Raw genomic sequence first — 26,256 nt, forward strand, 5'->3', positions numbered from 1 at the left:
CCGCAGGCCCGCACCGCCTGCCCCGATGCCGGTCTACCGCCGCCCGTCCCTTGCGCGCACCGCGCCGCCGCCGCCGGTCGACGACGCCCGCGCCGCGCTGCAGCCCCCCGGTCCGTGGCTGATACTGCTCGAAAGCCGCGCGCCGTGGGAACTCGCTGCGCTGCTGGCGGCGATGCCGTGGCTGCGCCGGCTGCCGCCGGGCGATGGCCACCCGGTGCTCGTGTTCCCCGGTCTCGGCGCGTCCGACGCGAGCACGCTGCCGCTGCGCAACGTCCTGCGCGCCAGCGGCTACACGCCGTACCCGTGGCGGCAGGGGTTCAACTTCGGCCCGCGCCAAGGCCTGCTCGCGGCCACGCGCGCGATGGTCGCGCAGCTGGCCGACCGGCACCGCGAGAAGGTCAGCCTGATCGGCTGGAGCCTGGGCGGCATCTACGCGCGCGAGATCGCCAAGGAGACGAGCGCGCAGGTGCGCTGCGTGATCACGCTGGGCACGCCGTTCTCGGGCCACCCGCGTGCGACGAACGCCTGGCGCTTGTACGAACTCGTCAGTGGCCAGCACACCGACGACGACGAGCTGCTCGCGCTGATCCGCCAGCCGCCGCCGGTGCCGACGACGTCGATCTACAGCAAGACCGACGGCGTCGTCGCGTGGCAGTGCAGCCTCAACGACCCGCAGCACCCGCTGGCCGAGAACATCGAGGTGCACGCGAGCCACCTCGGCATGGGCATGAACCCGCTGGCGCTGTACGCGATCGCCGACCGGCTGGCGCAGGACCCGGCGCAGTGGCGGCGCTTCGACGCGCGCGGCGCGCGGCGCTGGTTCTTCCGCACCGCGCACGAGGGGCCGCTCGCCGCCGCGGGCAAGGGCTGAGCCGTGCGCGTCGTCGCCAACGGCATCGGCATCGAGGTCGACGACGCGGGCCCGCCCGACGGCGAGCCGCTGCTGCTCGTGATGGGCCTGGCGATGCAGCTCGTCGCCTGGCCCGACGAGCTGCTCGACGCGCTGCGACGCCGGGGCTTTCGCCCGATCCGCTTCGACAACCGCGACATCGGGCTGAGCCAGTGGTTCGACGCGCTCGGCGTGCCCAGCGTCGCGTGGGCCGCGCTGCGCTACGGCCTGCGGCTGCCGGTGCGCGCGCCGTACTCGCTGGCCGACATGGCCGCCGACACGGTCGGCGTGCTCGACGCGCTGGGGCTGACGCGCGTGCACCTGTGCGGCGCGTCGATGGGCGGCATGATCGCGCAGCACGTCGCCGCCGCGCACCCCGAGCGCGTCAAGAGCCTGACGCTGATGATGACGACCTCGGGCGCGCGCGGCCTGCCGCCGCCGGCGCCGGCGGTGCGCCGCGCGCTGCTGCAGCGCCCGCGCGCCGACGACCCGGCCGGTGCGCTCGCGCTGATACAGCAGCTGCTGACACTGATCGCGAGCCCCGCGTACCCGCCGCAGCCGCAGGCGCTGCGCCAGCGCATCGCGGCGTCGATCGAGCGCGCGTACCACCCCGCCGGCGCGGCGCGCCAGCTGCTGGCCGTGATCGCCGACGGCGACCGCTCGCCGCTGCTTCGGCGCATCGCGGCGCCGACGCTGGTGCTGCACGGCCGCGACGACCCGCTGGTGCGCGTGGCCGCGGCGCACGACCTGGTCAGCAAGATCGCGCAGGCCGAGATCGACGTGATCCCCGGCTGGGGCCACGACCTGCCGCCGGCGCTGATGCCGCGGCTGGCCGACGCGATCGCCCGCCGCGCCGCGCGCGCGGCCGGCTGAACCGCGGCGCGTCGGGCCACCGCGCGGCGATGGCACACTGCGCGCCTTTCGCGTTGACCCGTTTTTCTCCACTGCCTTGGACAAGATCCTGCTGCAGCTCGCCGCCGAGCTGAAGGTGCGCCCGGCGCAGGTCGCCGCTGCGGTCGACCTGCTCGACGGCGGCGCCACCGTGCCGTTCATCGCCCGCTACCGCAAGGAGGCCACCGGCGGCCTCGACGACACCCACCTGCGCGAGCTCGAGGCGCGCCTGGCGTACCTGCGCGAGCTCGAGGACCGCCGCGCCGCGGTGCTCAGGAGCATCGACGAGCAGGGCAAGCTCACGCCCGAGCTGCGCGCCGCGATCGAGGCCGCCGCGACGAAGCAGGACCTCGAGGACCTGTACCTGCCGTACAAGCCCAAGCGCCGCACGAAGGGCATGATCGCGCGCGAGGCCGGTCTCGAGCCGCTGGCCGACCGCCTGTTCGCCGACCCGACGCTCGACCCGCTGGCCGAGGCGGCGGCGTTCCTGAACCCCGAGGCCGGCTTCGGCGACGTGCACGCGGTGCTCGACGGCGTGCGCGACCTGCTCGCCGAGCGCTGGGCCGAGGACGCCGCGCTCGTCGGCAGCCTGCGCGAGTGGCTGTGGGCCGAGGGGTCGCTGCGCTCGACGCTGGCCGCCGGCAAGGACGAGGCGAACCCCGAGGTCGCGAAGTTCCGCGACTACTTCGACTACCGCGAGCCGATCGCCAAGGTGCCGTCGCACCGCGCGCTGGCCGTGTTCCGCGGCCGCGCGCTCGAGATCCTCGACGCGCGGCTGGTGCTCGACGAGGAGCCCGCACCCGGCCAGCCGTCGCTGGCCGAGGGCCGCATCGCGCACCACCTCGGCTGGCGCCACGGCGGCCGGCCGGCCGACGAGCTGCTGCGCAAGACGGTCGCGTGGACGTGGAAGGTCAAGCTCAGCCTGTCGCTCGAGCGTGACCTGTTCGCGCGGCTGCGCGAGGCCGCCGAAGCGGTCGCGATCAAGGTCTTCGCCGAGAACGTGCGCGACCTGCTGCTCGCCGCGCCGGCGGGCCCGCGCGTCGTGATGGGGCTCGACCCCGGCATCCGCACCGGCGTCAAGGTGGCCGTCGTCTCGGAAACGGGCAAGGTGCTCGACACCGCCACCGTCTACCCGCACGAGCCGCGTCGTGACTGGGACGGCGCGTTGGCCACGCTCGGGCGGCTCGTGGCCGCACACGGCGTGAGCCTGATCGCGATCGGCAACGGCACCGCGAGCCGCGAGACCGACCGCCTGGCCGCCGAGCTCGTCAAGCGCGTGCGCCAGCTCGCGCCGCAGGCCGTGCTCGACAAGGTCGTCGTCAGCGAGGCCGGCGCCTCGGTCTACTCGGCCAGCGAGGTCGCCAGCCGCGAGCTGCCCGACCTCGACGTCAGCCTGCGCGGCGCCGTGAGCATCGCGCGGCGCGTGCAGGACCCGCTGGCCGAGCTGGTCAAGATCGACCCGAAGAGCATCGGCGTCGGCCAGTACCAGCACGACGTCAACCAGAGCGAGCTCGCCCGCACGCTCGACGCGGTCGTCGAGGACTGCGTCAACAAGGTCGGCGTCGACCTGAACACGGCGTCCGTCCCGCTGCTCGCGCGCGTGTCGGGGCTGAGCCCGTCGGTCGCGGCGGCGATCGTGCGCTGGCGCGACGCGCGCGGCGCGTTCCGCAGCCGCCAGCAGCTGCTCGAGGTGACCGGCCTCGGGCCGAAGACGTTCGAGCAGGCGGCCGGCTTCCTGCGCATCCGCGGCGGCGACAACCCGCTCGACATGACGGGCGTGCACCCCGAGAGCTACCCGGTCGTCGACCGGCTGCTCGCGGCCACCGGACGGCCGATCGGCGAGCTGATCGGCCGCGCCGACGTGCTCAAGACGCTCAAGCCCGAGGCCTTCGCCGACGAGCGTTTCGGCGCGATCACGGTGCGCGACATCCTCGCCGAGCTCGAGAAGCCCGGGCGCGACCCGCGGCCGCACTTCCAGGTCGCGCGCTACAGCGAGGGCGTCGAGGACATCAAGGACCTCAGGCCCGGCATGGTGCTCGAAGGCACGGTCAGCAACGTCGCGCAGTTCGGCGCCTTCGTCGACCTCGGCGTGCACCAGGACGGGCTGGTGCACGTCAGCCAGCTCGCCAACACTTTCGTGCGCGACGCGCGCGAAGTCGTCAAGGCCGGCGACGTCGTCAAGGTCAAGGTGCTCGAGGTCGACCTCGCGCGTGCGCGCATCTCGCTGACGATGCGCCTGGACGCCGTGCCCGCGCCGCGCAGCGGTGCGCGCGACGACCGCACCCCGCGCGCCGGCGAGCGCACGCGCCACGCGGCAGCACCCGCCCCGCAGGGTGCGATGGCCGCGGCGTTCGCGAAGCTGCGCGGCGGCTGAGCCTGTGGCGATGCGCGCGCTGCAGGTCTTCGCCGGCGAGCGCGCCCGCGCGCAGTTGCGCGAGCGCGGCCTGCGGCCGGACGACGTGCGCGTCGTGCCCGCGGCCGCCGGCGGGCCGAAAGGGCTGGTGCTCAACCCGCTCGACCGCTTCGTCTTCGGCCACTGGCTGAAGGCCGGTGCGCAGGTCGTGCACCTGGCCGGGGCGTCGATCGGCGCGTGGCGCATGGCCTGCGCCTGCCTGCCCGACGCCGACGCGGCGCTGGCGCAGCTGGCCGACGACTACATCGGCCAGCGCTACGAGCACGCGCCCGGCAAGCCGCCCGCGCCGCGTCACGTCAGCGAGGTGTTCGGCGCCAAGCTCGCCGAACGCTTCGGCGGCCGCGAGGCCGAAGTGCTCGGCCACCCGCGCTGGCGGCTGCACGTGTTCACGAGCCGCGGGCGCGCGCTGCTCGGCCGCGAGGGCCGGCTCGGCTCGAAGGTGACGACGCCGCTCGGCTACCTCGGCGCGTTCGCGGCCAACGCCGTGAGCCGCCGCGCGATGGGCGGCTGGCTCGAGCGCGTCGTCTTCTCGGACCCGCGCGACGCGCTGCCGCTGCCCCTGCGCGACTACCGCACGACGGTGGTGCCGCTGACGGCGGCCAACCTGCAGCCGAGCATCCTGGCCAGCTGCTCGATTCCGTTCTGGCTCGAGGCGGTGCGCGACATTCCCGGGGCACCGAAGGGGGCCTACTGGGACGGCGGCCTCACGGACTACCACCTGCACCTGGACTACGCGTCGATGCGCGACGGCCTCGTGCTGTACCCGCACTTCCAGCGCCAGATCGTGCCCGGCTGGCTCGACAAGGCGCTGCGCCATCGTCACCGCGCGACGGCGCGGCTGGCCAACGTCGTCGTGCTCGCACCCAGCGCAGAGTGGATCGCGACGCTGCCGGGCGGCAAGCTGCCCGACCGCAGCGACTTCAAGGCCTACGGCGACGACCTCCCCGGCCGCATGACGGCGTGGCGCCGCGCGCTCGCCGAGAGCCGACGGCTGGCCGACGAGTTCGCCACGCTCGTCGAGCGGTCGGCGATCGACGCCGAGCCGCTCGTGTGAACGCGGCGCGTAGAATTGCAGCCTCGATTTACCCACTCAGCAAGAGCGAGAAAGGCACGACGGGTGATGACACCGCGAACGTCGACCCCGCTGTCCGGAGGCTGAGCCGCCGCGGTCGATCGCGTCCTGTCGTCGTCTGATCGAGCGCGGCCCCGTCCGCGCTTTTTCGTTTCTGGAGTCCGCAGATGATTTCCGTGCGTTTGCCCGATGGTTCGAGCCGGCAGTTCCCCGCGCCGGTGACGGTGGCCGAGGTCGCTGCGGCCATCGGCCCGGGGCTGGCCAAGGCCGCGCTGGCCGGCCGTGTCGGGCGGGGTGCCGACGCGAAGCTGGTCGACACGAGTTACCGGCTGGAGTCCGACACCGACCTGGCGATCGTCACCGACAAGGACCCCGAGGGCCTCGAGCTGATCCGCCACTCGACGGCGCACCTGCTGGCCTACGCCGTCAAGGAGCTGTTCCCCGACGCGCAGGTCACGATCGGTCCGGTGATCGACAACGGCTTCTATTACGACTTCTCGTACAAGCGCCCGTTCACGCCCGAGGACCTCGAGGCGATCGAGCAGCGCATGCGCGAGCTCGCCGCGAAGGACGAGCCCGTCGTGCGCCGCGTGCTGCCGCGCGACGAGGCGGTGGCGTACTTCAAGAGCCTGGGCGAGCACTACAAGGCCGAGATCATCTCGAGCATCCCGCCCGGCGAGGAGGTCAGCCTGTACCGCGAAGGCGGCTTCGAGGACCTGTGCCGCGGCCCGCACGTGCCGAGCACCGGCAAGCTCAAGCACTTCAAGCTGATGAAGGTCGCCGGCGCCTACTGGCGCGGCGACCACCGCAACGAGATGCTGCAGCGCATCTACGGCACCGCGTGGGCGACGAAGGACGACCTGCAGAAGTACCTCACGATGCTCGAGGAGGCCGAGAAGCGCGACCACCGCAAGCTCGGCCGTGAACTCGACCTGTTCCACCTCGACGAGCACGCGCCGGGCCTGGTGTTCTGGCACCCGAAGGGCTGGGCGCTGTGGCAGCAGGTCGAGCAGTACATGCGCGCCGTCTACCGCGACAACGGCTATCTCGAGGTCAAGGGCCCGCAGATCCTCGACAGGACGCTGTGGGAGAAGACGGGGCACTGGGACAAGTACCGCGAGAACATGTTCACGACGGAGTCGGAGAAGCGCGACTACGCGCTGAAACCGATGAACTGCCCCGGCCACATCCTGATCTTCAAGCAGGGCGTCAAGAGCTACCGCGACCTGCCGCTGCGCTACGGCGAGTTCGGCGCCTGCCACCGCAACGAGCCCAGCGGCGGCCTGCACGGCATCATGCGCGTGCGCGGCTTCACGCAGGACGACGGCCACATCTTCTGCACCGAGGACCACATCCTGCCTGAGTGCGTGGCCTATACGGCGCTGCTGCAGAAGGTCTACGCCGACTTCGGCTTCACCGAGATCCTCTACAAGGTCGCCACGCGCCCCGAGCAGCGCATCGGCAGCGACGAGATCTGGGACAAGGCCGAGCACGCGCTGATGGAGAGCCTGCGCGCGTCGGGCTGCGAGTTCGTCGTCGCGCCCGGCGACGGCGCGTTCTACGGCCCGAAGATCGAGTACACGCTGAAGGACGCCCTCGGCCGCGAGTGGCAGTGCGGCACGATGCAGGTCGACTTCTCGATGGCGCAGCGGCTCGACGCCGAGTACGTCGCCGAGGACGGCAGCCGCAAGCACCCGGTGATGCTGCACCGCGCGATCGTCGGCAGCCTCGAGCGCTTCATCGGCATCCTGATCGAGCAGCACGCCGGCGCGCTGCCGGCGTGGCTCGCGCCGGTGCAGGCCGTCGTCTGCTCGATTTCCGAGCAGCAGGCCGACTACGCCGCCGAAGTAGCGAAAACGCTGCAAAAACAAGGAGTTAGAGTCGAGGCGGATTTGCGTGCCGACAAGATCACGTATAAAATCCGCGCGCATTCGTTGCAGAAGGTGCCGTACATCCTCGTCGTGGGCGACAAGGAGAAGGCAAGCGGCGCCGTCGCGGTGCGCGCCCGGGGCAATCGGGATCTCGGCGTGATGCCGCTGGACGACTTCATCGCGAAGCTCGCCGGCGACATCGCCGCCAAGGCCTGACGGCACGGCGCGCCTTTCGTTTTTCACTGCGGGCCACAACTTGCCGGTGGCCCTGACGAGGCTGGAACCATCGCTACTTTCTTCGACCGTCGTATTCCGAACGACATCCGCAAGCACCGGTTGAACCGGGAGATCACGGCGCCGCAGGTGCGGCTCAACGGGCCGAACAACGAACCGCTGGGCATCGTGCCGATCCAGGAAGCCTTGCGGCTGGCTGGTGAATACGACGTCGATCTGGTCGAGATCGCCCCGCAGGCCGATCCGCCGGTGTGCCGGCTGATGGACTACGGCAAGTTCAAGTACCAGGAGCAGAAGAAGGCGGCCGAAGCGAAAGCGAAGCAGAAGGTCATCGAGGTCAAGGAAGTCAAGTTCCGCCCCGGCACCGACGAGGCCGACTACGCGGTGAAGATGCGCAACCTGCGCCGCTTCATCGCCGAGGACGGCGACAAGGGCAAGGTCACGCTGCGCTTCCGCGGCCGCGAGATCACGCACCAGGAGATCGGCATGCGGCTGCTCGAGCGCATCCGCGACGACCTGGCCGACGTGGCGGTGGTCGAGCACATGCCCAAGCTCGAGGGGCGACAGATGGTGATGGTGCTGGCGCCCAAGCGCAAGTAGCCGGCACCGTGAAGGGTTCGCGTCCGCGGTTGGTCGCCGCGGGTTGCGACGAAGAAGCCGCTGCAGGCCGTCAAGCGCACCGGCCGGTGCCGCCTGCAGGGGCCACTGAAAAGGAGCAGTCATGCCCAAGATGAAGACCAAGAAGAGCGCGGCCAAGCGGTTCCGCGTGCGTCCCGGCGGCACCGTCAAGCGCGGTCAGGCGTTCAAGCGCCACATCCTCACGAAGAAGAGCACGACGCGCAAGCGCCAGCTGCGCGGCAGTGCCAACGTGCACGAGCGCGACGTTGGCCACATCGCGGCGATGATGCCGTTCGCCGGTCTGTGACCGCCTCGGACGAAAGGAGCTGAACCATGCCTCGCGTCAAACGTGGTGTCACCGCCCGCGCGCGTCACAAGAAGGTGCTCGCGCTGGCCAAGGGCTTCCGCGGCCGCCGCAAGAACGTCTTCCGCATCGCCAAGCAGGCGGTGATGAAGGCGGGCCAGTACGCCTACCGCGACCGCCGCGCGCGCAAGCGCGTGTTCCGCCAGCTGTGGATCGCCCGCATCAATGCGGCCAGCCGCGAGCTTGGCGTGACGTACAGCAAGTTCATGGCCGGCCTGAAGAAGGCGCAGATCGACATCGACCGCAAGGTGCTCGCCGATCTGGCCGTCAACGACCCGGCGGCGTTCGGCAGCATCGTCGAGAAGGTGAAGGCCCAGCTCGCTTGATGTCGCCCGCCCGGCCGCCGTGCGGCCGGGGCGCTGCAAGCCTCGAGGCCGTCACCTTCGGTGGCGGCCTTTTTTCGTTCTCCACGCATCCATGAACGACCTCGATTCCCTCGTGGCGGCGGCGCAGTCCGAGTTCGCCGCCGCCGCGACGCCGGCCGAGCTCGAGAACGCCAAGGCGCGCTTCCTCGGCAAGACCGGCCGCATCACCGAGCTGCTGAAGTCGCTCGCCGCGCTGCCGGCCGACGACAAGCGCACGCGCGGCGCCGAGATCAACGCCGCCAAGCAGCGCATCGAGGCCGCGCTGCAGGCGCGCCGCCAGGCGCTGGCCGATGCCGAGCTCGAGGCCCAGCTGCGCGCCGAGGCGCTCGACGTGACGCTGCCCGGACGCCGTCGCGGCAGCGGCGGGCTGCACCCCGTGAGCCGCACGATGGAGCGCATCGAGGCCATCTTCGGCTCGATGGGCTTCGACGTCGCCGACGGCCCCGAGATCGAGAACGACTGGTTCAACTTCACCGCGCTGAACACGCCCGAGGACCACCCGGCGCGTTCGATGCACGACACCTTCTACGTCGAGGGCGGCTACCTGCTGCGCACGCACACCAGCCCGATGCAGGTGCGCCACGCGGTGCAGCACGTCAAGCGCCACGCCGGCGCCGACCCGATGCCCGAGATCCGCGTCATCGCGCCCGGGCGCACGTACCGCGTCGACAGCGACGCGACCCACTCGCCGATGTTCCACCAGTGCGAGGGGCTGTGGATCGGCGAGAACATCAGCTTCAAGGACCTGAAGGCGGTGTTCGCCGACTTCTTCCGCCGCTTCTTCGAGACCGACGCGCTCGCGCTGCGCTTCCGGCCGAGCTTCTTCCCGTTCACCGAGCCGTCGGCCGAGGTCGATATCGCGTTCACCTCGGGGCCGCTGAAGGGCCGCTGGCTCGAGGTGGCCGGCTCCGGCCAGGTGCACCCGAACGTCGTGCGCAACTTCGGCCTCGACCCCGAGCGCCACATCGGCTTCGCGTTCGGCATGGGTCCCGACCGCCTGACGATGCTGCGCTACGGCGTCGGCGACCTGCGCCTGTTCTTCGACAACGACCTGCGCTTCCTGAGCCAGTTCCAGTAAGGCGCGAGACGAGTCATGCAATTCCCGGAATCCTGGCTGCGCGAGTTCTGCAACCCGCCGCTGTCGACGCGCGAGCTCGCCGACCTGCTGACGATGGCCGGCCTCGAGGTCGAGGAGCTGCGCCCGGTGGCGCCGCCGTTCACCCACGTCGTCGTCGGCGAGATCGTCGAGGCGGTGCCCCACCCCAACGCCGACCGCCTGCGCGTGTGCAAGGTCACTGCCGGCGAGCACACGCAGGACGGCCTGCTGCAGGTCGTCTGCGGCGCACCGAACGCGCGCGCCGGCCTGAAGGCGCCACTCGCGCTCGTCGGCGCGCAGCTGCCGCCGGCCGAGGAGGGCGGTGCGCCGTTCGAGATCAAGGTCGGCAAGCTGCGCGGCGTCGAGAGCTTCGGCATGCTGTGCTCGGCGCGCGAGCTCAAGCTCAGCGACGACCACGGCGGCCTGCTCGAGCTCGCGCCCGATGCACCGGTGGGCGCCGACCTGCGCGCGGCGCTGAACCTCGACGACACGCTGTTCACGCTCAAGCTGACGCCCAACCTCGCGCACTGCCTGAGCGTCTACGGCATCGCGCGCGAGGTTTCGGCGCTGACCGGCGCGCCGCTGAAGACGCCGGCGATTCCCCCGGTCGCGCCGGTGCACGACGCCAAGCTGCCGGTGCGCATCGAGGCGCCAGACCTGTGCGGGCGCTTCTCGGGGCGCATCGTGCGCCACGTCGACACGAAGGCGAAGACGCCGGCGTGGATGGTCGAGCGCCTCGCGCGCTGCGGGCAGCGCAGCGTCACGGCGCTGGTCGACATCTCGAACTACGTGATGTTCGAATACGGCCGGCCGTCGCACATCTTCGACCTCGACAAGATCCACGAGGGGCTCGTCGTGCGCTGGGCGCGTCCGGGCGAGACGCTGAAGCTGCTCAACGGCCAGACGGTCGAGCTCGACGCGCAGGTCGGCGTGATCGCCGACGCGACGGGTCCCGAGTCGCTGGCCGGCATCATGGGCGGCGACGCGACCGCGGTCAGCGATGCGACGAAGAACGTCTACGTCGAGGCCGCGTTCTGGTGGCCGAAGGCGGTCGCCGGGCGCTCGCGGCGCTTCAACTTCGCCACCGACGCCGGGCACCGCTTCGAGCGCGGCGTCGACCCGGCGCTGACCGTGCAGCACATCGAGCGCATCACGCAGCTGATCGTCGAGATCTGCGGTGGCGAGCCCGGGCCGATCGACGACCAGGTCGTGAACCTGCCGGCGCCCAAGCCCGTCACGCTGCGCGTCGCGCGCGCGGCGAAGGTGATCGGCATGCCGGTGACGCAGGCGCAGTGTGCCGACGTGTTCCGGCGGCTCGCGCTGCCGTTCACCGAGGGCGACGGCACGCTGACCGTGACGCCGCCGAGCTGGCGCTTCGACCTCGCGATCGAGGAAGACCTGATCGAGGAAGTCATCCGCGTCATCGGCTACGACCGCCTGCCGACGACGCCGCCAATCGCACCGGTGACGGCGCACGTCAAGCCCGAGCACCACCGCAGCGCGCACCGCGTGCGCCACCTGCTGGCCGCGTTGGACTATCAGGAGACGATCGGTTTCTCATTCGTCGAGGAGCGCTGGGAGCGTGAGCTCGCCGGCAACGCCGACCCGATCCGGCTGCTGAACCCGATCGCCGCGCCGCTCGCGGTGATGCGCTCGAGCCTGGTGGGCTCGCTCGTGCAGGTGCTGCGCCACAACCTCGCGCGCAAGCAGCCGCGCGTGCGCGTCTTCGAGATCGGCCGCGTGTTCATGAAGGACGCGTCGGTGCGCGACAGCGACACGACGGTGGCCGGCGTGCACCAGCCGATGCGCATCGCAGCACTGGCCTATGGCGCCGCCGACGAGCTGCAGTGGGGCACGAAGGAGCGCGGCGTCGACTTCTTCGACGTGAAGGGCGACGTCGAGGCGCTGTTCGCGCCGCGCCGACCGCGCTTCGTCGCCGGCACGCACCCCGCACTGCACCCCGGGCGCTGCGCGCGCATCGAAGTCGACGGCGTCGCGGTGGGGTGGATCGGCGAGCTGCACCCGAAGTGGCGCCAGGCCTACGAGCTGCCGCACGCGCCGGTGCTGTTCGAGCTCGAGCTCGAGGCGCTGCTGGTGCGCGACGTGCCGCAGTTCCAGCCGCTGCCGCGCCAGCAGCCGGTGACGCGCGACCTCGCGCTGGTGGTGGCCGACGGCGTCAGCCACGAGGCGCTGATCGACGCGATCGGCCCGGGCGAGGGTCTGGTGCGCTCGGCGCGCCTGTTCGACATCTACAAGCCGGCGCAGCCGGTGGCGGGCATCGGTGTGCACGAGCGCAGCCTCGCGGTGCGGCTGGAGTTGCTCGACGAGGCCGCCACGCTGACCGACGAGCGCATCGACGCCGAGCTCGCGCGCGTGCTGCAGCGCCTGGCGCAGCGGGTCGGCGCGCGGCTGCGCGCGTGAACGCACGACGAGGGAGAACGACCGATGACCGAGGAGCGACCCGACGCCGCGCACGAGCGCGTGATCCTGCCGTCGCTGGAGACGCCGACGCTGACCAAGGCCGAGCTGGCCGAGCTGCTGTTCGAGCGCCTAGGCCTCAACAAGCGCGAGGCCAAGGACATGGTCGAGGCCTTCTTCGACATCCTGCACGAGGCGCTGGTCAGCGGCAAGGACGTCAAGCTGTCGGGGTTCGGCAACTTCAACATCCGCCGCAAGGCGCCGCGCCCGGGGCGCAACCCGCGCACCGGCGAGTCGATCCCGATCAAGGCGCGCCACGTCGTCACGTTCCACGCCAGCCACAAGCTCAAGGGCATCGTGCAAGGCGAGATCCCGACGGCGGGGGAGTTCGAGTAGAGTGCTGACCCCCATCTGCCGCGTTGCCACGCATGGACTCCGGGCTGCCGCCGATTCCCGCCAAGCGCTACTTCACGATCGGTGAAGTCAGCGAGTTGTGCGGCGTCAAGCCGTACGTGCTGCGCTACTGGGAGCAGGAGTTCACGCAGCTGCGGCCGATGAAGCGGCGCGGCAACCGCCGCTACTACCAGCACCACGAGGTGCTGCTCGTGCGCCGCATTCGCGAGCTGCTCTACGAGCAGGGCTTCACGATCAGCGGCGCGCGCAACCGGCTCGCCGAGAGCGCCGGGCGGGCCGCACCGCGCCACGCGGGCACCGTGCCCGCTGGTGCGTTCGACGCGGCGCCGCCCGACGTCGATCCCGCGCCGGTGGCCGGGGCCGGCGACGCCGCGGCGGCGTCGCTGACGCCGGTCCAGCTGCGCGCCGAACTGCTGTCGATCCGCGAGCTGCTGACCGTCTGAGATCGCAGGGGCAGGTATACTTTCAATCTTCGTCGGGGTGTAGCGCAGCCTGGTAGCGCACTTGCATGGGGTGCAAGGGGTCGCGAGTTCGAATCCCGCCACCCCGACCAATGACAGCCCAAGCCCGGAGCCGAAAGGCTCCGGGCTTTTTGTTCGGGTGTCGCGCCCGCTCGAAGCGGCGCGGAGGCCCCCAGCGGCCGCGCGTCATCGGCGCGGGGGCGTCACGCCTGCCGCGCGGGCGCGTCCTTTGGCGGCTTGGGCACGCGCCCCATCAGGTAGAACTCGTCGTTCGGCCGCATGCCGGTGACGTTGGCCATGCGGTTCGACAGGCCGAAGAAGGCCGTGATCGCCGCGATGTCCCAGATGTCCTCGTCGCTGAAGCCGTGCGCGTGCAGCGCGGCGAAGTCGGCGTCGTCGACCTCGTGCGAGCGCAGGCACACCTTCAGCGCGAAGTCGAGCATCGCGCGCTGGCGCGGCGTGATGTCGGCCTTGCGGTGGTTGACCGCGACCTGGTCGGCCACCAGCGGCTTCTTCTCGTAGATGCGCAGGATCGCGCCGTGCGCGACGACGCAGTACAGGCAGTGGTTGGCCGCGCTGGTGGCGGTGACGATCATCTCGCGGTCGCCCTTGGTCAGCGAGCCGCTGTCCTTGAGCATCAGCGCGTCGTGGTAGGCGAAGAACGCGCGCCATTCGGGCGGGCGGTGCGCGAGCGCGAGGAACACGTTGGGCACGAAGCCGGCCTTGTCCTGCACCTCGAGGATGCGCGCGCGGATGTCCTCGGGCAGGTCCTTGAGCTCGGGGACCGGGTAGCGGCTGATCGGTGGCGTCATGCGGGTCTCCTCGGGGCAGTGCCTGCGTGGGCCGAGATTATCGCGACGGCGCCTTCCTACAATGCGTTGCTTCGCGTGGGCCCGGCGACGGCACGCGATGCCGGGTGCGGCTTGCATTGCGTTTCGAATCCGGCAGCGCGGGCGATCGAATGAACCTATAACCTGCGGGCGGATCAGTGAACACCATGTGGCAGAGACGACGACTGCTGGGAGCCTTGGGAGCCGGTGCGGCGATGCCGGCGCTGGCGCAGTTCCGCGTCGAGATCAGTGGTGTCGGCGCGACGCAGATCCCGATCGCGGTTGCGCGCTTCCGCGACGAGGCCGCGGGTGGCCAGCCGATCGCCGCGATCGTGCGCGCGAACCTCGAGCGCAGCGGGCTGTTCCGCGGCGTCGACGCGCCGGGCGTGCTCGACGAGACCTCGCGCCCGGTGATGGCCGAATGGCGCGGCCGCGCCGTCGACGCGCTGGTGCTCGGTTCGGTGACGCGGCTGGCCGACGGGCGTTTCGACGTGCGCTACAAGCTGTGGGACGTCGTCAAGGGCGAGGATCTCGGCGGCCAGAGCCAGGCCGTCGTCGCTGGCGACTTGCGGCTGGCCGCGCACCGCATCTCCGATGCCGTGTACCGCCAGCTCACCGGCGAGCCCGGCGTGTTCGCCACGCGCATCGCCTACGTGACCAAAGGCAACGGGCGTTTCACGCTGAACGTCGCCGACGCCGACGGCGAGGCGGCGCAGACCGCGCTGGCCAGCCCCGAGCCGATCATCTCACCGGCGTGGTCGCCCGACGGCAAGCAGCTGGCCTACGTGTCGTTCGAGACGCAGAAGGCCGTCGTGTGGGTGCAGGAGGTGGCCAGCGGCCGCCGGCGCGTGCTCGCGAACTTCCGCGGCAGCAACAGCGCACCGGCGTGGTCGCCCGACGGCAGCCAGCTCGCGCTGACGCTGTCGCGCGACGGCGGCTCGCAGCTGTACCTGCAGCCGGTCGCAGGCGGTGAGCCGCGGCGGCTGGCCACCGGCGGCAGCGCCGGTGCGATCGACACCGAGCCGGCATTCACCGCCGACGGGCGCACGCTGTACTTCGTCAGCGACCGTGGCGGCGGCCCGCAGATCTACCGCATGCCGGTGGCCGGCGGCAGCGTCGAGCGCGTGACCTTCGACGGCAGCTACAACATCAGCCCGGCGGTCAGTCCCGACGGGCGCTCGCTGGCCTACATCGCGCGCAACGGCAACGCGTTCAAGCTGATGCTGATGGACCTGGCCAGCCGCCGCGTGCAGGCACTGACCGACACCAGCGACGACGAGAGCCCGAGCTTCGCGCCCAACAGCCGTCTCGTCATCTACGCCACGCGCGCCGGCGGGCGCGACGTGCTGATGACGACGACGCTCGACGGGCGCATCAAGACGCGGCTGCTGTCGTCGGGGCTCGACGTGCGCGAACCGGTGTGGGGCCCGTACGGGCGTTGAACCACCGGGCCGCATCAATGATCACTGCATGGTCTCAACTCGTTCGGGAGAACAATCGATGAAGCGTGTGCATGGTGTCCTGGCGTTGTCGCTCGCGGCGCTCGTGTTGGCGGGCTGCTCGTCGCCGGTCAAGCTCGACGACAGTGCGGGCGCGCCGGTCGAGTCGCGCACCCCGCAGCCGGTCGCTGCCGCCGGCGCGGGCGCGGGCGCGGGCGGTGCCGGTACCGGCGCCGCCGGCCAGTCGCAGGTGGCCAGCGTCGACCTCGGCAAGAACGACGCGGCGGCCACCGCGATCGACCGCATCGTCTACTTCGACTTCGACAGCTACATCGTCAAGCCCGAGTTCCGTCCGCTGATCGAGGCGCACGCGAAGCGCCTGGTGGCCAACCGCAACCTGCGCGTCGTCGTCGAGGGCCACACCGACGAGCGCGGTGGGCGCGAGTACAACCTCGCGCTCGGCCAGCGTCGTGCCGAGGCGGTGGTGCGCTCGCTGACGCTGCTCGGCGTCAACGAGGGCCAGCTCGAGGCCGTCAGCTTCGGCGAGGAACGCCCGGCGGTGATGGGCAGCAACGAAGAGGCCTGGGCCAAGAACCGGCGCGCCGAGCTGAAGGACCGCTGACGTGCGCACGACGCTGCGTCGCGTGGCGGGGGCGGCGGCCGCCCTCGTGGCGCTGGGCCTGGCGCTGCCCGCGCAGGCCCAGCTGTTTCCGGACAACGAGGCGCGCAAGGCCATCCTCGATCTGCGCGCCAAGGTCACCGAAGACCACGAGCGCCTGCAGGCGCAGGTGACGCAGCTGAGCAAGGCCAACGCCGAATTGCTCGAGCAGTTGCGGCAGCTGCGCCTGGGGCTCGTCGATCTGAACGCGCAGATCGAGCAGATGCGCAGCGAGACGGCGCGGCTGCGCGGCCAGGACGAGCAGCTGGCGCGGGAAGTGGCCGAGCTGCAGCGCCGCCAGCAGGATCTCGTGCAGGCCACCGACGAGCGGCTGCGCCGCTTCGAGCCGCAGAAGGTCTCGCTCGACGGCCGCGAGTTCCTCGCCGCGCCAGCCGAACAGCGCGAGTACGAGCAGGCGATGGCCACGCTGCGCGGCGGCGACTTCGCCGCCGCCGCGGCGGCGTTCGGCGGCTTCCTGCAGCGCCATCCGTCCAGCGGCTATGCCGACAGCGCGCGCTTCTGGCTCGGCAATGCGCTGTACGGCAAGCGCGACCACGCCGGCGCGATCGCCGTGCTGCGCGATTTCGTCACGAAGGCGCCCGACCACCCGCGCGCACCCGAGGCGATGCTCGCGATCGCCAATGCACAGATCGAGACCAAGGACACGCGCGCAGCACGCACGACGCTGACCGACCTGCAGAAGGCGTATCCGAAGTCGGAGGCGGCGGCTGCCGCGAAGGACCGCCTGGCCACGCTGCGCTGACGCCCGGCGGAGTGCGCGCCCGACACGGTCGACCGCGCGCCGCTCGGTGCGGCGCCGGCGGGCTTGACCGCCGGCCCCGAGGCCGGCTCGCGCGACGGTGCGAACCTAGAATCCGCCGCCATGGCAACCGCGGACATCGGCGCGCTGACGCAGTACGTGCTGTGGGCCACGTTCGCGCTGTCGGCGGCGTTCGGCGCCATCGCGCAGCGCACCCACTTCTGCACGATGGGTGCCGTGGCCGACATCGTCCACATGGGCGACTGGTCGCGCATGCGCATGTGGGCGCTGGCGATCGGCACGGCGATGATCGGCTTCAACGCGATGGTCGCGCTCGGCTGGGTCGAGGCGAGTCGCAGCGTGTACGCCAGCGAGCGGCTGATCTGGCTGTCGAACCTGGGCGGCGGCGTCGTGTTCGGCGTCGGGATGGTGCTGGCGTCGGGCTGCGGCAGCAAGACGCTGGTGCGCGTGGGCGGCGGCAACCTGAAGGCGCTCGTCGTGCTGCTCGTGCTCGCGGTGACGTCGTACATGACGCTGCGCGGCGTCACGGCGGTGTGGCGCGTCGAGACCGTCGACCGGGTCGCGGTGACGCTGCCGGTGGGGCAGGATCTGCCGTCGCTCGTCGCGTACGCGAGCGGCGCGCCGGTGCCGCTGCTGGCCGGCGTGCTGGGGCTGCTGATCGGCGGCGCGCTCGTCGCGTGGGCGCTGTCGCGCGTCGAGGGGCGCTCGGCCGAGACGCTGCTCGGCGGCGTGGGCATCGGCGCCGTGATCGTCGCGGTGTGGTGGGTGTCGGGGCGGCTGGGCTTCGTCCCCGAGCACCCCGACACGCTCGAGCCGACGTACCTGGCGACGAACACGCGCAGCATGGAGTCGCTGACCTTCGTCGCCCCGGTAGGCTACGCGCTCGACTGGCTGATCCTCTACAGCGACGCGAACAAGCGCCTGACGCTGGGCATCGTATCGGTGTTCGGTGTCATCGCAGGTTCGGCGGCGTGGGCGCTGGCCAGCGGCAACTTCCGCTGGGAGGGCTTCGGCGACGTCGAGGACCTCGCCAACCACCTCGTCGGTGCGGCGCTGATGGGGGTCGGCGGCGTGACGGCCTTCGGCTGCACCGTCGGGCAGGGCCTGGCCGGTGTGTCGACGCTGGCGGTGGGCAGCTTCCTCGCGCTGGGCGGCATCCTCGCCGGCGCCGTGCTGGGGCTGCGCTACCAGGCGTGGCGCCTCGAGCGGCGGGTGTGACGGCGCACCCGCTGACCACCACCGCCGTCGGCGATGCCGCTGCCGACGAGGCCGACCTGGAGCGCCGCTTCGGCGGACTGCGGCGCCTGTACGGCGACGAGGGTTACCGCGTGCTGCGTGCGGCGCGCGTGGCGGTGGTCGGTGTCGGCGGCGTCGGCTCGTGGGCCGCGGAGGCACTGGCGCGCAGCGGCGTCGCCGAGCTGACGCTGATCGACCTCGACCACGTCTCGGAGTCCAACATCCACCGCCAGGTGCAGGCCGTCGGTGCCACCGTCGGGCAGGCCAAGGTGCTCGCGTTGCAGGCCCGGCTGGCCGACATCCACCCCGGCTGCGCGGTGTACACCGTCGAGGAGTTCGTCGACGCGACGAACTGGCCGCAGCTGCTGCCGCGGCCGGTCGACGCCGTCGTCGATGCGTGCGATCAGATCGGGGCCAAGCTCGCGCTCGCGACGTGGGCGCGGCACAGCGGCGTGCCCTTCGTCACCGTCGGGGCGGCCGGCGGCAAGACGCTGGCGCAGGCCGTCGCGGTCGACGACCTCGCGCATGCGACACACGACCCGCTGCTCGCGTCGCTGCGCCAGAAGCTGCGGCGTGCCGGCGCGCCGCGCGGTGGCGTGCCGCTCGGCGTGCGCTGCGTGTATTCGAAGGAGACGGTGCACCGTCCCGAAGGCGCGTGCGACGTCGACGGCAGCCTCAACTGCGCCGGCTACGGCTCGACGGTGACGGTGACGGCGACGTTCGGGCTCGTCGCTGCCGGTGAGGCGATGCGCCAACTGCTCGCCGCAGTGCCGGCGCTGCGCCAAAGGTGGCTATAATGCGCGGCTCTGCCGTCGAGGGTCGTTAGCTCAGCCGGTAGAGCAGCGGACTTTTAATCCGTTGGTCGCAGGTTCGAATCCTGCACGACCCACCACCGGATCGAAGGTCCGGCAAGAACACGGGCTCTTAGCTCAGCTGGTAGAGCAGCGGACTCTTAATCCGTTGGTCGTAGGTTCGAATCCTACAGGGCCCACCACTTCGAAGTGCTTGTCACCGAAGCACCTTCTGGCGCGCGGCATGAAGCGCGCACGCCACGCAGCCGGGCTGCACTGTGCAATCCCGGTGCAGATCCAGGGCACCAGACCGCGCAGGCGCGCGCCAAGACCAACACCCAGTTTATGGTCGAGCGTTGAGCGGCAGCTCCAACACGAATTCCGCGCCACCAGCCGGGTGGTTGCGGGCGGTCAGTCGGCCGCCGTGCTGCTCGACGATGCCGTAGCTGATCGACAAGCCCAGCCCGGTGCCCTTGCCCACCGGCTTCGTGGTGAAGAAGGGGTCGAAGATGCGCGTCAGGTGCTCGGGTGCGATGCCCGGTCCGTTGTCGCGCAAGCTCAGCCGCGCCAGGTCGCCGTCGCGCTGCAGCGACACCCACAGCGCCGGCGCGGGGTTGTCGCGCGTGGCGGCGGCGTCGTAGGCGTTTTGCACCAGGTTCATCACCACCTGCAGCAGCTGACCGGCGTTGCCGTTGACCACGCAGGGCGCGCCGGGTGTCCAGTGCACCGTGAAGGCCGGCGCCGTGCCCTTGCGCACCCAGTGGATGGCACGCTCGATCACGCCGTTGAGGTCGACCTCGCTGCGCTCGCCGCGGTCCATCGCCGAGAAGCGCTTGAGGCCCTGCACGATGTCGGCGGTGCGCTGCGCGCCTTCGAGCGTGCCCTCCATCAGCGAGGGCAGGTCGGCCAGCAGGTGGTCGATGCGCAGCTTCGCGCGCAGCCTCGCCTGCTCGCCGGCATCGGCATGCGCGTGGATCGCGGCGAGGTATTCGCGCAGCCGCTCGGTGTAGCGCTGCAGCGCGTGCACGTTGCCGAGCACGAAGCTGATCGGGTTGTTCAGCTCGTGCGCCACACCGGCGACCAGCCGGCCGAGCGAGGCCATCTTCTCCGAGTGCAGCAGCTGCTGCTGGGTGCGCTTGAGCGCCTCGTGCGCCTCGCGCAGCTGGTGGTACGCACGCTTGAGTTCGCCCAGCGGCCGGCCGACGAACACGTGGCCGACCCGCTGGCCGGCGGCACTGAAGCGCGGCGTGATGTTGAAGTCCACCGGCACCGGCTGGCCCTGCGCGTCGAGCAGGTCGACCTCGATCGTGCTGCCGCGCCGCGGCGCGCTGGCGAGCGTGGCACGCAGTGCCTCGCGCGCCGCCTCGCCGGCCACCAGCTCGGCCAGCGGACGGCCGCGCAGCGCGTCCTCGCTGCGCCCGACCAGCTCGCGCAGCGCCGCGTTGGTCTCCTCGATGCAGCAGCGCTCGTCGCAGGCCACCAGCACGTCGCTCATCGCGGTGAGCAGGCTGAAGATGAACTGCTGCGACTGCTCGAGCTGGGCGTTCTTCTCCTCGAGAGCGATCTCGTCCTGAACCAGCTGCGAGTAGACCTCCTCCATCTTCTCGATCACGTCGAGCCAGGCGGACTCGTCCATGCCGTCGATCTGCGACAGGCCGTGCAGCGGCGGGCGGCGCACCGTGCTCATTGCGTCAGTGCACCGTGCAGACCATGCACGGGTCGAACGAGCGCACGATGTGCTGCACGGCCACCGGCGTGTCCTCGCCCTCGCGCACCGGCGCGCCTTCGAGCGCCGCTTCCAGCGCACCCGGCACACCCGCCGCATCGCGAGGCGAGAAGTTCCAGCTCGTCGGCGCCACGATCTGGTAGCGCTCGATGCGGCCGCCGCGCACGCTTAGCCAGTGGCCGAGCGCGCCACGTGCCGCTTCGGTGAGGCCGACGCCCAGGGCCTCGTCCGGCAGCCGGTCACCGTGGAAGAACGGCTCGCGCGGCGACAGCGCCGTGAGCCAGCGCTCCATCATCGGCAGCACGCGCGCGATCTCGACCAGCCTGGCCAGCACGCGGGTGCGTACGCTGGCGCCGGCACGCGCCACGGCATCGCGGAGCAGCGGCTGCGCGCTGGCCAGTTGCCGCGCGATCGCACCGGTCTCGACCACGCGCCCGCCCAGCCGAGGTGCCTTGTTCCAGGTGTAGGCGCCGGGCTTGTCCGCCCAAGGCTCGGTGAGGCCCTCGCGGGGGTGCAGCGGCGCGTTGCCGGCGAGCCAGGCGTGCGTGGCGTCTTCGCGGATCGACTCCGCGTCCACCGGCTGAAGTTCGTTCAGCGCAACGTCCCACACGCCGCCGGGCAGCTCGAAACCGCCATCCGGCCGGCGGTAGGCGCCATAGCTCAGCGTGAGGCCAGGGCCACGCCCGAGCGCGTCCAGCCGAAGATCGTCGGCCACGGCGAGGAAGAAGCGCAGGTCGCCGCGCAGCGGGTCGCGCGCCTGCCACCGCGCCAGCGCGGCCTCGCTGTCGAGCGCGGCCACCTCTTCGAGCGGCGCGGCGAACGTCGTGGCCTCGAGGAAGGCGCGGAACTCGCGCACCTTGGCCAGCAGCCGGATACGTTCGGCCGCCTCGACGGCGCGCGCGCTGCCGCCGGGCTGGATGCTCTGCGTGTGCGGCCACTTGCCGCCCAGCGTGCCCATGATCTCGAACCAGCGCTGGCGCGCGGATAGCGCGGCGCGGGCATGCGCCCCCGCCAGCGCGGCGAAGCGGCGCTGCGCCTCGGCGTGCCAGGGGCGGTCGGCGTAGACGGGCCGCGCGAAGTCGGGCATGAAGAACAGGTAGAAGTGCGAGAGGTGGTCGGCCAGGTTCTCGCAGGCGAGCATCAGGTTGGTGACGTGCACGCCGTTGGGCGGCACTTCGACGCCGGCTGCGTCGGCCAGCGCGCGCGCCGCCGCCACCGACTGCGACACCGAGCAGATGCCGCAGATGCGCGGCACGATCACCAGCGCGTCGTGCGGGTCGCGCCCCGCGAGCATGGACTCGAAGCCGCGGTACATCGGCGCGTTGACGCGCGCCGACACGACACGGCCGTCGGCGACGTCGAGCTGTACTTCGAGGTCGCCCTCGACGCGGTTGAAGGGGCCGACGACCAGGCGGGTCATTTCAGCCGCGTCTTCCTCACCGCGGGCGCCACCACCACGTGGTCGGCCGTGGCGTTGCTCTTCACGCGCTTGGGCGTCGCGCTCTTGGACAGCGACGCCAGCGCGACGAACCAGGCCTTGGGCATGTCGGTGGGCAGGCCGATCGGGATGCCGGCCAGCTTCGGCGTCTGGTGGTACGGATGGCCCGGGTCCTGGAAGCCCGGCTCGGTGCAGCTGATGCACGCATAGCCGCCGCGGGTGCACGAGCCTTCGCCGTTCCACAGCCGCGTGTTGCAGTCGCCGTGGGCCTGTGTGCCCTTGCAGCCCATGTTTTCCATCATGCAGCCGAGGTCGGACGGCTTTTCCGCGCTGGCCTTGAACTCGTAGTACTCGTTGCGCGTGCAGCCGTGGTGCACCAGCTGATCGGCGTAGAAGCGCGGGCGGTGCAGGGGGTCGAGGTCGTCGGCGCCGAACAGGTTCGCGGCCAGCGCCATCAGCGTGTCGACCACCCAGCCCGGGTGCGTGGGGCAGCCGGCCACGTTGATCACCGGCAGGCCGCCGCGGGCCGTGAAGTTCGCACCGAGCAGGCCGCCCGGGCGGTCGCCGTCGTACTGCAGGCCGCAGGCCTCGGTGACGTTGGGACCGGTCGCCGTGATGCCGCCCCAGGCTGCGCACGAGCCCACTGCCACCACGTGCGTCGCCACCGCCGCGAGATCGCGCACCCACTGGATCATCGGCACGCCGGTGCCGGCCAGCAGATGGAAGCGGCCCGTGCCGTGGGGGCCGCGCAGCAGCGAGCCCTCCACGCACAGCACGTCGAGCTGCTGCCGGCCGCCGCGGCAGTCTTCCAGCAGCGTGATCAGCTCGCGGCCACTGGCCAGCGACAGCGACGGGTGCCACAGCAGATCGATCCCGCCGGCCTTGAGCATGGCCGGAAAGTCGGCCGTGTCGGCGCACAGCAGCGACATGCTGCAGCCGCCGCAGCCGCCGCTCTGCAGCCACAGCACGTTCATCACTTGTCCTCCAGCCCGAAGCGCTGCAGCTTGGCGCGCAGGCCCACGCGCGACAGGCCCAGCTCCTTGGCCGCGTGCGTCTTGTTCCAGCGGTGGCGCAGCAGCGTCTCGCGCAGCACCATCGCCTCGATCGCGTCGAGCCGCTCGGCCAGAGTGCCGGTGGCGGGCAGGGCGTGGCCATTGAGCTTCCCGGCGTGCGCACCGGCCTGGCCTTGCAGCAGCTTGCGCGAGAAGGCGCCAGCCCGCACCGTCGAGCCCTCGCCCAGCGCCAGCGCGCGGGCGATCTCGTTGCGCAGCTCGCGGATGTTGCCGGGCCACGGGTAGCCCACCAGCACCGCGAGGGCGTCGTCGTCGAACTGCGCGGGCGGCAGGCCCAGCTCGGCCGCCACGTCGGCGAGCAGCCGCTGCGCGATCGGCACGATGTCGCCCGGCCGCTCGCGCAGCGGCGGCATCGCGAGCGTGACGCCGGCGATGCGGTAGTACAGATCCTCACGGAAACGACCCGAGCGGACGTCGGCCTCGAGGTCGCGGTGGGTGGCGGCGATCACGCGCACGTCGACGGGAATCGCCCGCGTCGAGCCCACCGGGCGCAGCTCGCCTTCCTGCAGCACGCGCAGCAGCTTGACCTGGAACGCCGCCGAGGTCTCGCCGATCTCGTCGAGGAAGACCGTGCCGCCGTGGGCGCGCTGGAACAGGCCGACGTGGTCGTCCACCGCGCCGGTGAAGGCACCCCGCTTGTGGCCGAAGAGCTCGCTTTCCAGCAGCGTGTCGGGGATGGCGGCGCAGTTCTCCACCACGAAGGGCCCGGCGCTGCGCGGGCTGGCGTAGTGGATCGCGCGCGCCATCAGCTCCTTGCCGGTGCCGGACTCGCCGAGCAGCAGCACCGACAGGTCGTGCCGCGCAATGCGTGCGGCCATCGCGCACAGTGCATCGAGCGGGCTGCCGTCGGCACGCACGATGCGATCGAAGCCGAAGGCGCTGCGCGCCTGTGCGAGCTTCGCCTGGCTTCTGGCGCGCAGCAGGCCGGGGCCGTTGCGCAGCTCGATGTCCAGCCGCGCCAGACCGTGCTGCAGCGTGCGCGCCTCGGCCGCGCTGCGCACCGTCTGCAGCAGGTGGTCGGGCATCCAGGGCTTGAGGATGTACTGCCAGATGCCGGCGTCGTTGATGCCGGCGATGATGTCCTCGCTGTCGGTGTAGCCCGAGATCACGATGCGCACGGCATCGGGCCAGCGTTCGCGCGCCTCGCGCAGGAACTCGACGCCGGTGGTGCCGGGCATGCGCTGGTCGCACAGGATCACGTGCACCTCGCGCCGCGCCATCAGATCGCGCGCCTCGTCGGCGCTGGCGGCGGTGAGCACGTCGAACTCTTCCTCCAGCGTGCGCCGCATCGCGTCGAGCGAGCGCACCTCGTCGTCGACGAGCAGCACGGTGGCCGTCATCGGGCGACCCCCCGCGCCGGGCGCCGCGGGACTCGCGCGTGGCAGCGGCCCGGCGCGATCATGGCCGGTGCACGGCCAGGTGCCGGGGCGTCCAGGCGTGCGGCTTGCGCGTCACGAAGTGGTGGCGCGCCACGTGGTAGCTCGGATCGAAGCCGTAGAAGTTGCGGTGCATCTGCTGCAGTTCCTGCTCGCGGTACGCCGCCAGTGGCCGGCGCGCCTCGTCGTCGGCGCGCTGGCGCTGCTTCGCCGCGATGCGCGCCTCATGATCGCATGCCGCGGCCAGTGCGGCGGCCTCGGCGCCCGCGCGCCGACGCAGCGCTTCACCGTGTTCGGCGAACACCGCGTCGACCAGGCCGAGGGCAGCGCATTCGGACGCCGACATCGGCAGCCGGCCCTGCATCACACGCTTGGCGATGTCTGCCGAGCGCGCCTCGCCCACACGCCGCGGCAGCGTGTAGGTCCAGTACTCCGAGCCGTAGAGGTTGCCCATGTTCTTGTAGTGCGGGTTGAGCACCACGCCGTCGTGCGCCCAGACGAGATCGGCGGCAAAGGCCAGCCAGCAGCCGCCGGCGCCGGCGTTGCCACGCAGCAGCGCGACCGTGAGCCGGTCGGTCATCGTCAGCAACTCCAGCACCACGTCGTCGATGGCGTGGATGTTGCGCCAGGAGGCGTCGGCGGCGCTGTCGCCCGGCGTCTGCGCGGCGGCCTCGATGTCGTGCAGGTGGATGCCGTTACTGAAGAAGTCGGCGCCGCCTTCGAGCACGAGGACGCGCGTGCGGCGCGTGCGGGCGAAGCGCAGCGCGTCGCGAAGCCGCTCGCACTGGCGGGTGGACATCGCACCGTTGTGGAAGTCGAAGGCGAGCCAGCCGATGCGCGCGTCGGGCGCACCGGTCTCCTCGTAGCGCAGCTCGTCCCACTCGTCGGCGTCGCGCATCAGCGGCACGCCGAGCTCGGGCAGGCCGGCGCACTCGGCGGCAAAGACGCGCGTGGCGGCGAGCTTGAGCGCCGGCGCGCCCGGCGACGGCTCGGTGCGTACGTGACCGATCCACACACCGCCGTCCGCCGTGCGGCGCAGCAGCGCCGGACCGCGGCGGGCGAGCACGTCGCCAGGCGCGCCGCGCCCGGCCGCAGCGAGCGCCACGTCCGTGGCCGCGTGCGCGTCGTGCAGCCGGCAGGACCGGCCGAAGATCACGTCGGCCACGCCCGGGTGGCCCTCGGCGCTGCGGATCTTGCGCAGCACGGTGGCGGTGTCGTCGCGCGTCCAGTCGATCGACCGCTGCTCGTTCGGCACCGGCCCCTGCCAGCCACGGCCGCGCAGCGGCGGTGGCGGCAGCGTCGGCGCAGCCGTCGGGCCCGGCGCGCCAGGCTGCCAGCGCGACAGCGCCTCCAGCACCGCCTCGACCGCGGCTTGCGTCACCTCGTGGCGGTACAGGCTGGCCTTGCTGGCGCCGGCGCGTATCGTAAAGCTGCGGAAGGCCCACACCGGCCCGGCGTCGAACTCGCCATTGGCCTGCAGCACGGTGACACCGCCTTGCGTGTCGCCGCGCAGCACCGCCCAGTCCAGTGCCGCCGGTCCGCGGTCGCCCGGCGGCCCCGGGTGCACGACGAGGCAGGGGCGCACCGACCACACCGATTCGGGAATGCGCCGCTTCAGGAAAGGTGCGATCACGAGGTCGGGGGCGGCCAGCGCGACGGCTTCCTCGGTGACCGCGGCGGCAATGTCGAGCTCCACCGTCACCGCGTGCCCGGCCTCGCGCAGCGCGCAGTGCAGGCGCTGCGTCAGGCCATTGAACGCATGGCACAGCAGCAGCAGCTTCACGCGTTCATCCCCGCGCGGC

Annotated in this window: 23 protein-coding genes and 3 tRNA genes; 20 read left to right on the top strand and 6 right to left on the bottom strand. The window is 71.7% G+C overall.

What is annotated here, in order from left to right:
• The first annotated feature begins 25 nt into the window (after window positions 1-25).
• The 13 genes from MOJ79_RS08405 to MOJ79_RS08465 all read left to right on the top strand — a co-directional run bounded on the left by MOJ79_RS08405 (window position 26) and on the right by MOJ79_RS08465 (window position 13,198).
• Window positions 26-871, top strand: coding sequence for an esterase/lipase family protein (locus MOJ79_RS08405; RefSeq protein ID WP_241923752.1), 846 nt, complete (start codon window positions 26-28; stop codon window positions 869-871).
• Between the two features lie 3 nt (window positions 872-874).
• On the top strand, window positions 875-1,762 hold the full coding sequence (locus MOJ79_RS08410) for an alpha/beta fold hydrolase (RefSeq protein ID WP_241923753.1): 888 nt from the start codon (window positions 875-877) through the stop codon (window positions 1,760-1,762).
• A gap of 76 nt (window positions 1,763-1,838) precedes the next feature.
• Window positions 1,839-4,154, top strand: coding sequence for a Tex family protein (locus MOJ79_RS08415; protein WP_241923754.1), 2,316 nt, complete (start codon window positions 1,839-1,841; stop codon window positions 4,152-4,154).
• A gap of 10 nt (window positions 4,155-4,164) precedes the next feature.
• Window positions 4,165-5,247, top strand: coding sequence for a phospholipase (locus MOJ79_RS08420; RefSeq protein WP_241923755.1), 1,083 nt, complete (start codon window positions 4,165-4,167; stop codon window positions 5,245-5,247).
• Between the two features lie 185 nt (window positions 5,248-5,432).
• Window positions 5,433-7,352, top strand: coding sequence for a threonine--tRNA ligase (thrS, locus tag MOJ79_RS08425; RefSeq protein WP_241923756.1), 1,920 nt, complete (start codon window positions 5,433-5,435; stop codon window positions 7,350-7,352).
• Window positions 7,353-7,472: 120 nt separating this feature from the next.
• The gene (gene infC / locus MOJ79_RS08430; protein ID WP_235823226.1) at window positions 7,473-7,970 is read left to right on the top strand and encodes a translation initiation factor IF-3; all 498 of its coding nucleotides are present in this window, start codon (window positions 7,473-7,475) and stop codon (window positions 7,968-7,970) included.
• A 121-nt stretch (window positions 7,971-8,091) separates the two neighbouring features.
• Window positions 8,092-8,295, top strand: a complete 204-nt coding sequence (gene rpmI / locus MOJ79_RS08435; RefSeq protein WP_119286369.1) for a 50S ribosomal protein L35 — start codon at window positions 8,092-8,094, stop codon at window positions 8,293-8,295.
• A 26-nt stretch (window positions 8,296-8,321) separates the two neighbouring features.
• Entirely contained in the window at window positions 8,322-8,678 is a 357-nt protein-coding gene (gene rplT / locus MOJ79_RS08440; protein WP_119286368.1) for a 50S ribosomal protein L20, read from the top strand.
• A 91-nt stretch (window positions 8,679-8,769) separates the two neighbouring features.
• Entirely contained in the window at window positions 8,770-9,795 is a 1,026-nt protein-coding gene (locus tag MOJ79_RS08445) for a phenylalanine--tRNA ligase subunit alpha (protein ID WP_241923757.1), read from the top strand.
• Between the two features lie 15 nt (window positions 9,796-9,810).
• Window positions 9,811-12,234 carry a phenylalanine--tRNA ligase subunit beta gene (gene pheT, locus MOJ79_RS08450; protein ID WP_241923758.1) on the top strand — a complete coding sequence of 808 codons (2,424 nt, stop codon included), beginning with the start codon at window positions 9,811-9,813 and terminating at the stop codon, window positions 12,232-12,234.
• Between the two features lie 24 nt (window positions 12,235-12,258).
• The gene (locus tag MOJ79_RS08455; protein ID WP_241923759.1) at window positions 12,259-12,627 is read left to right on the top strand and encodes an integration host factor subunit alpha; all 369 of its coding nucleotides are present in this window, start codon (window positions 12,259-12,261) and stop codon (window positions 12,625-12,627) included.
• A gap of 32 nt (window positions 12,628-12,659) precedes the next feature.
• Window positions 12,660-13,088, top strand: coding sequence for a MerR family transcriptional regulator (locus tag MOJ79_RS08460; protein WP_241923807.1), 429 nt, complete (start codon window positions 12,660-12,662; stop codon window positions 13,086-13,088).
• 33 nt (window positions 13,089-13,121) lie between these two features.
• A tRNA-Pro gene (locus MOJ79_RS08465) sits at window positions 13,122-13,198 on the top strand.
• A 111-nt stretch (window positions 13,199-13,309) separates the two neighbouring features.
• Here MOJ79_RS08465 and MOJ79_RS08470 read toward each other — a convergent pair.
• Window positions 13,310-13,918, bottom strand: a complete 609-nt coding sequence (locus tag MOJ79_RS08470; RefSeq protein WP_241923760.1) for a peroxidase-related enzyme — start codon at window positions 13,916-13,918, stop codon at window positions 13,310-13,312.
• A gap of 185 nt (window positions 13,919-14,103) precedes the next feature.
• On the opposite strand from MOJ79_RS08470, the gene tolB reads away from it, so the two are divergent.
• From tolB to MOJ79_RS08505, 7 genes are all read left to right on the top strand, one after another.
• Window positions 14,104-15,378, top strand: coding sequence for a Tol-Pal system beta propeller repeat protein TolB (tolB, locus tag MOJ79_RS08475; RefSeq protein WP_241923761.1), 1,275 nt, complete (start codon window positions 14,104-14,106; stop codon window positions 15,376-15,378).
• Window positions 15,379-15,436: 58 nt separating this feature from the next.
• On the top strand, window positions 15,437-15,997 hold the full coding sequence (gene pal, locus MOJ79_RS08480; protein ID WP_241923762.1) for a peptidoglycan-associated lipoprotein Pal: 561 nt from the start codon (window positions 15,437-15,439) through the stop codon (window positions 15,995-15,997).
• A gap of 1 nt (window position 15,998) precedes the next feature.
• Window positions 15,999-16,796, top strand: coding sequence for a tol-pal system protein YbgF (ybgF, locus tag MOJ79_RS08485; RefSeq protein WP_241923763.1), 798 nt, complete (start codon window positions 15,999-16,001; stop codon window positions 16,794-16,796).
• A 120-nt stretch (window positions 16,797-16,916) separates the two neighbouring features.
• Window positions 16,917-18,032, top strand: coding sequence for a YeeE/YedE family protein (locus MOJ79_RS08490; protein WP_241923764.1), 1,116 nt, complete (start codon window positions 16,917-16,919; stop codon window positions 18,030-18,032).
• The gene (locus MOJ79_RS08495; RefSeq protein ID WP_241923765.1) at window positions 18,029-18,847 is read left to right on the top strand and encodes a tRNA threonylcarbamoyladenosine dehydratase; all 819 of its coding nucleotides are present in this window, start codon (window positions 18,029-18,031) and stop codon (window positions 18,845-18,847) included. The genes MOJ79_RS08490 and MOJ79_RS08495 overlap by 4 nt, the downstream gene beginning before the upstream one ends.
• A 19-nt stretch (window positions 18,848-18,866) precedes the next feature.
• Window positions 18,867-18,942: transfer RNA gene (locus MOJ79_RS08500), tRNA-Lys, on the top strand.
• Window positions 18,943-18,968: 26 nt separating this feature from the next.
• Window positions 18,969-19,044, top strand: a tRNA-Lys gene (locus tag MOJ79_RS08505).
• 140 nt (window positions 19,045-19,184) lie between these two features.
• Here the strand turns inward: MOJ79_RS08505 and MOJ79_RS19025 are convergent.
• Genes MOJ79_RS19025 through MOJ79_RS08535 form a run of 5 tightly spaced genes read right to left on the bottom strand, consistent with a single transcriptional unit; the run spans window position 19,185 to window position 26,237 of the window.
• Entirely contained in the window at window positions 19,185-20,528 is a 1,344-nt protein-coding gene (locus MOJ79_RS19025) for a sensor histidine kinase (protein ID WP_272885365.1), read from the bottom strand.
• A 4-nt stretch (window positions 20,529-20,532) separates the two neighbouring features.
• Window positions 20,533-21,987, bottom strand: coding sequence for a nickel-dependent hydrogenase large subunit (locus MOJ79_RS08520; RefSeq protein ID WP_241923766.1), 1,455 nt, complete (start codon window positions 21,985-21,987; stop codon window positions 20,533-20,535).
• Window positions 21,984-22,979 carry a HupU protein gene (locus tag MOJ79_RS08525; RefSeq protein ID WP_241923767.1) on the bottom strand — a complete coding sequence of 332 codons (996 nt, stop codon included), beginning with the start codon at window positions 22,977-22,979 and terminating at the stop codon, window positions 21,984-21,986. The genes MOJ79_RS08520 and MOJ79_RS08525 overlap by 4 nt, the downstream gene beginning before the upstream one ends.
• Window positions 22,979-24,418 carry a sigma-54-dependent transcriptional regulator gene (locus tag MOJ79_RS08530; RefSeq protein WP_241923768.1) on the bottom strand — a complete coding sequence of 480 codons (1,440 nt, stop codon included), beginning with the start codon at window positions 24,416-24,418 and terminating at the stop codon, window positions 22,979-22,981. Before MOJ79_RS08530 ends, MOJ79_RS08525 begins: the two co-directional genes overlap by 1 nt.
• Before the next feature lie 58 nt (window positions 24,419-24,476).
• The gene (locus MOJ79_RS08535; RefSeq protein WP_241923769.1) at window positions 24,477-26,237 is read right to left on the bottom strand and encodes an enoyl-CoA hydratase-related protein; all 1,761 of its coding nucleotides are present in this window, start codon (window positions 26,235-26,237) and stop codon (window positions 24,477-24,479) included.
• Between the last annotated feature and the right edge of the window lie 19 nt (window positions 26,238-26,256).

Source organism: Calidifontimicrobium sp. SYSU G02091, assembly GCF_022631395.1.
GTDB lineage: Bacteria > Pseudomonadota > Gammaproteobacteria > Burkholderiales > Burkholderiaceae_C > Calidifontimicrobium > Calidifontimicrobium sediminis.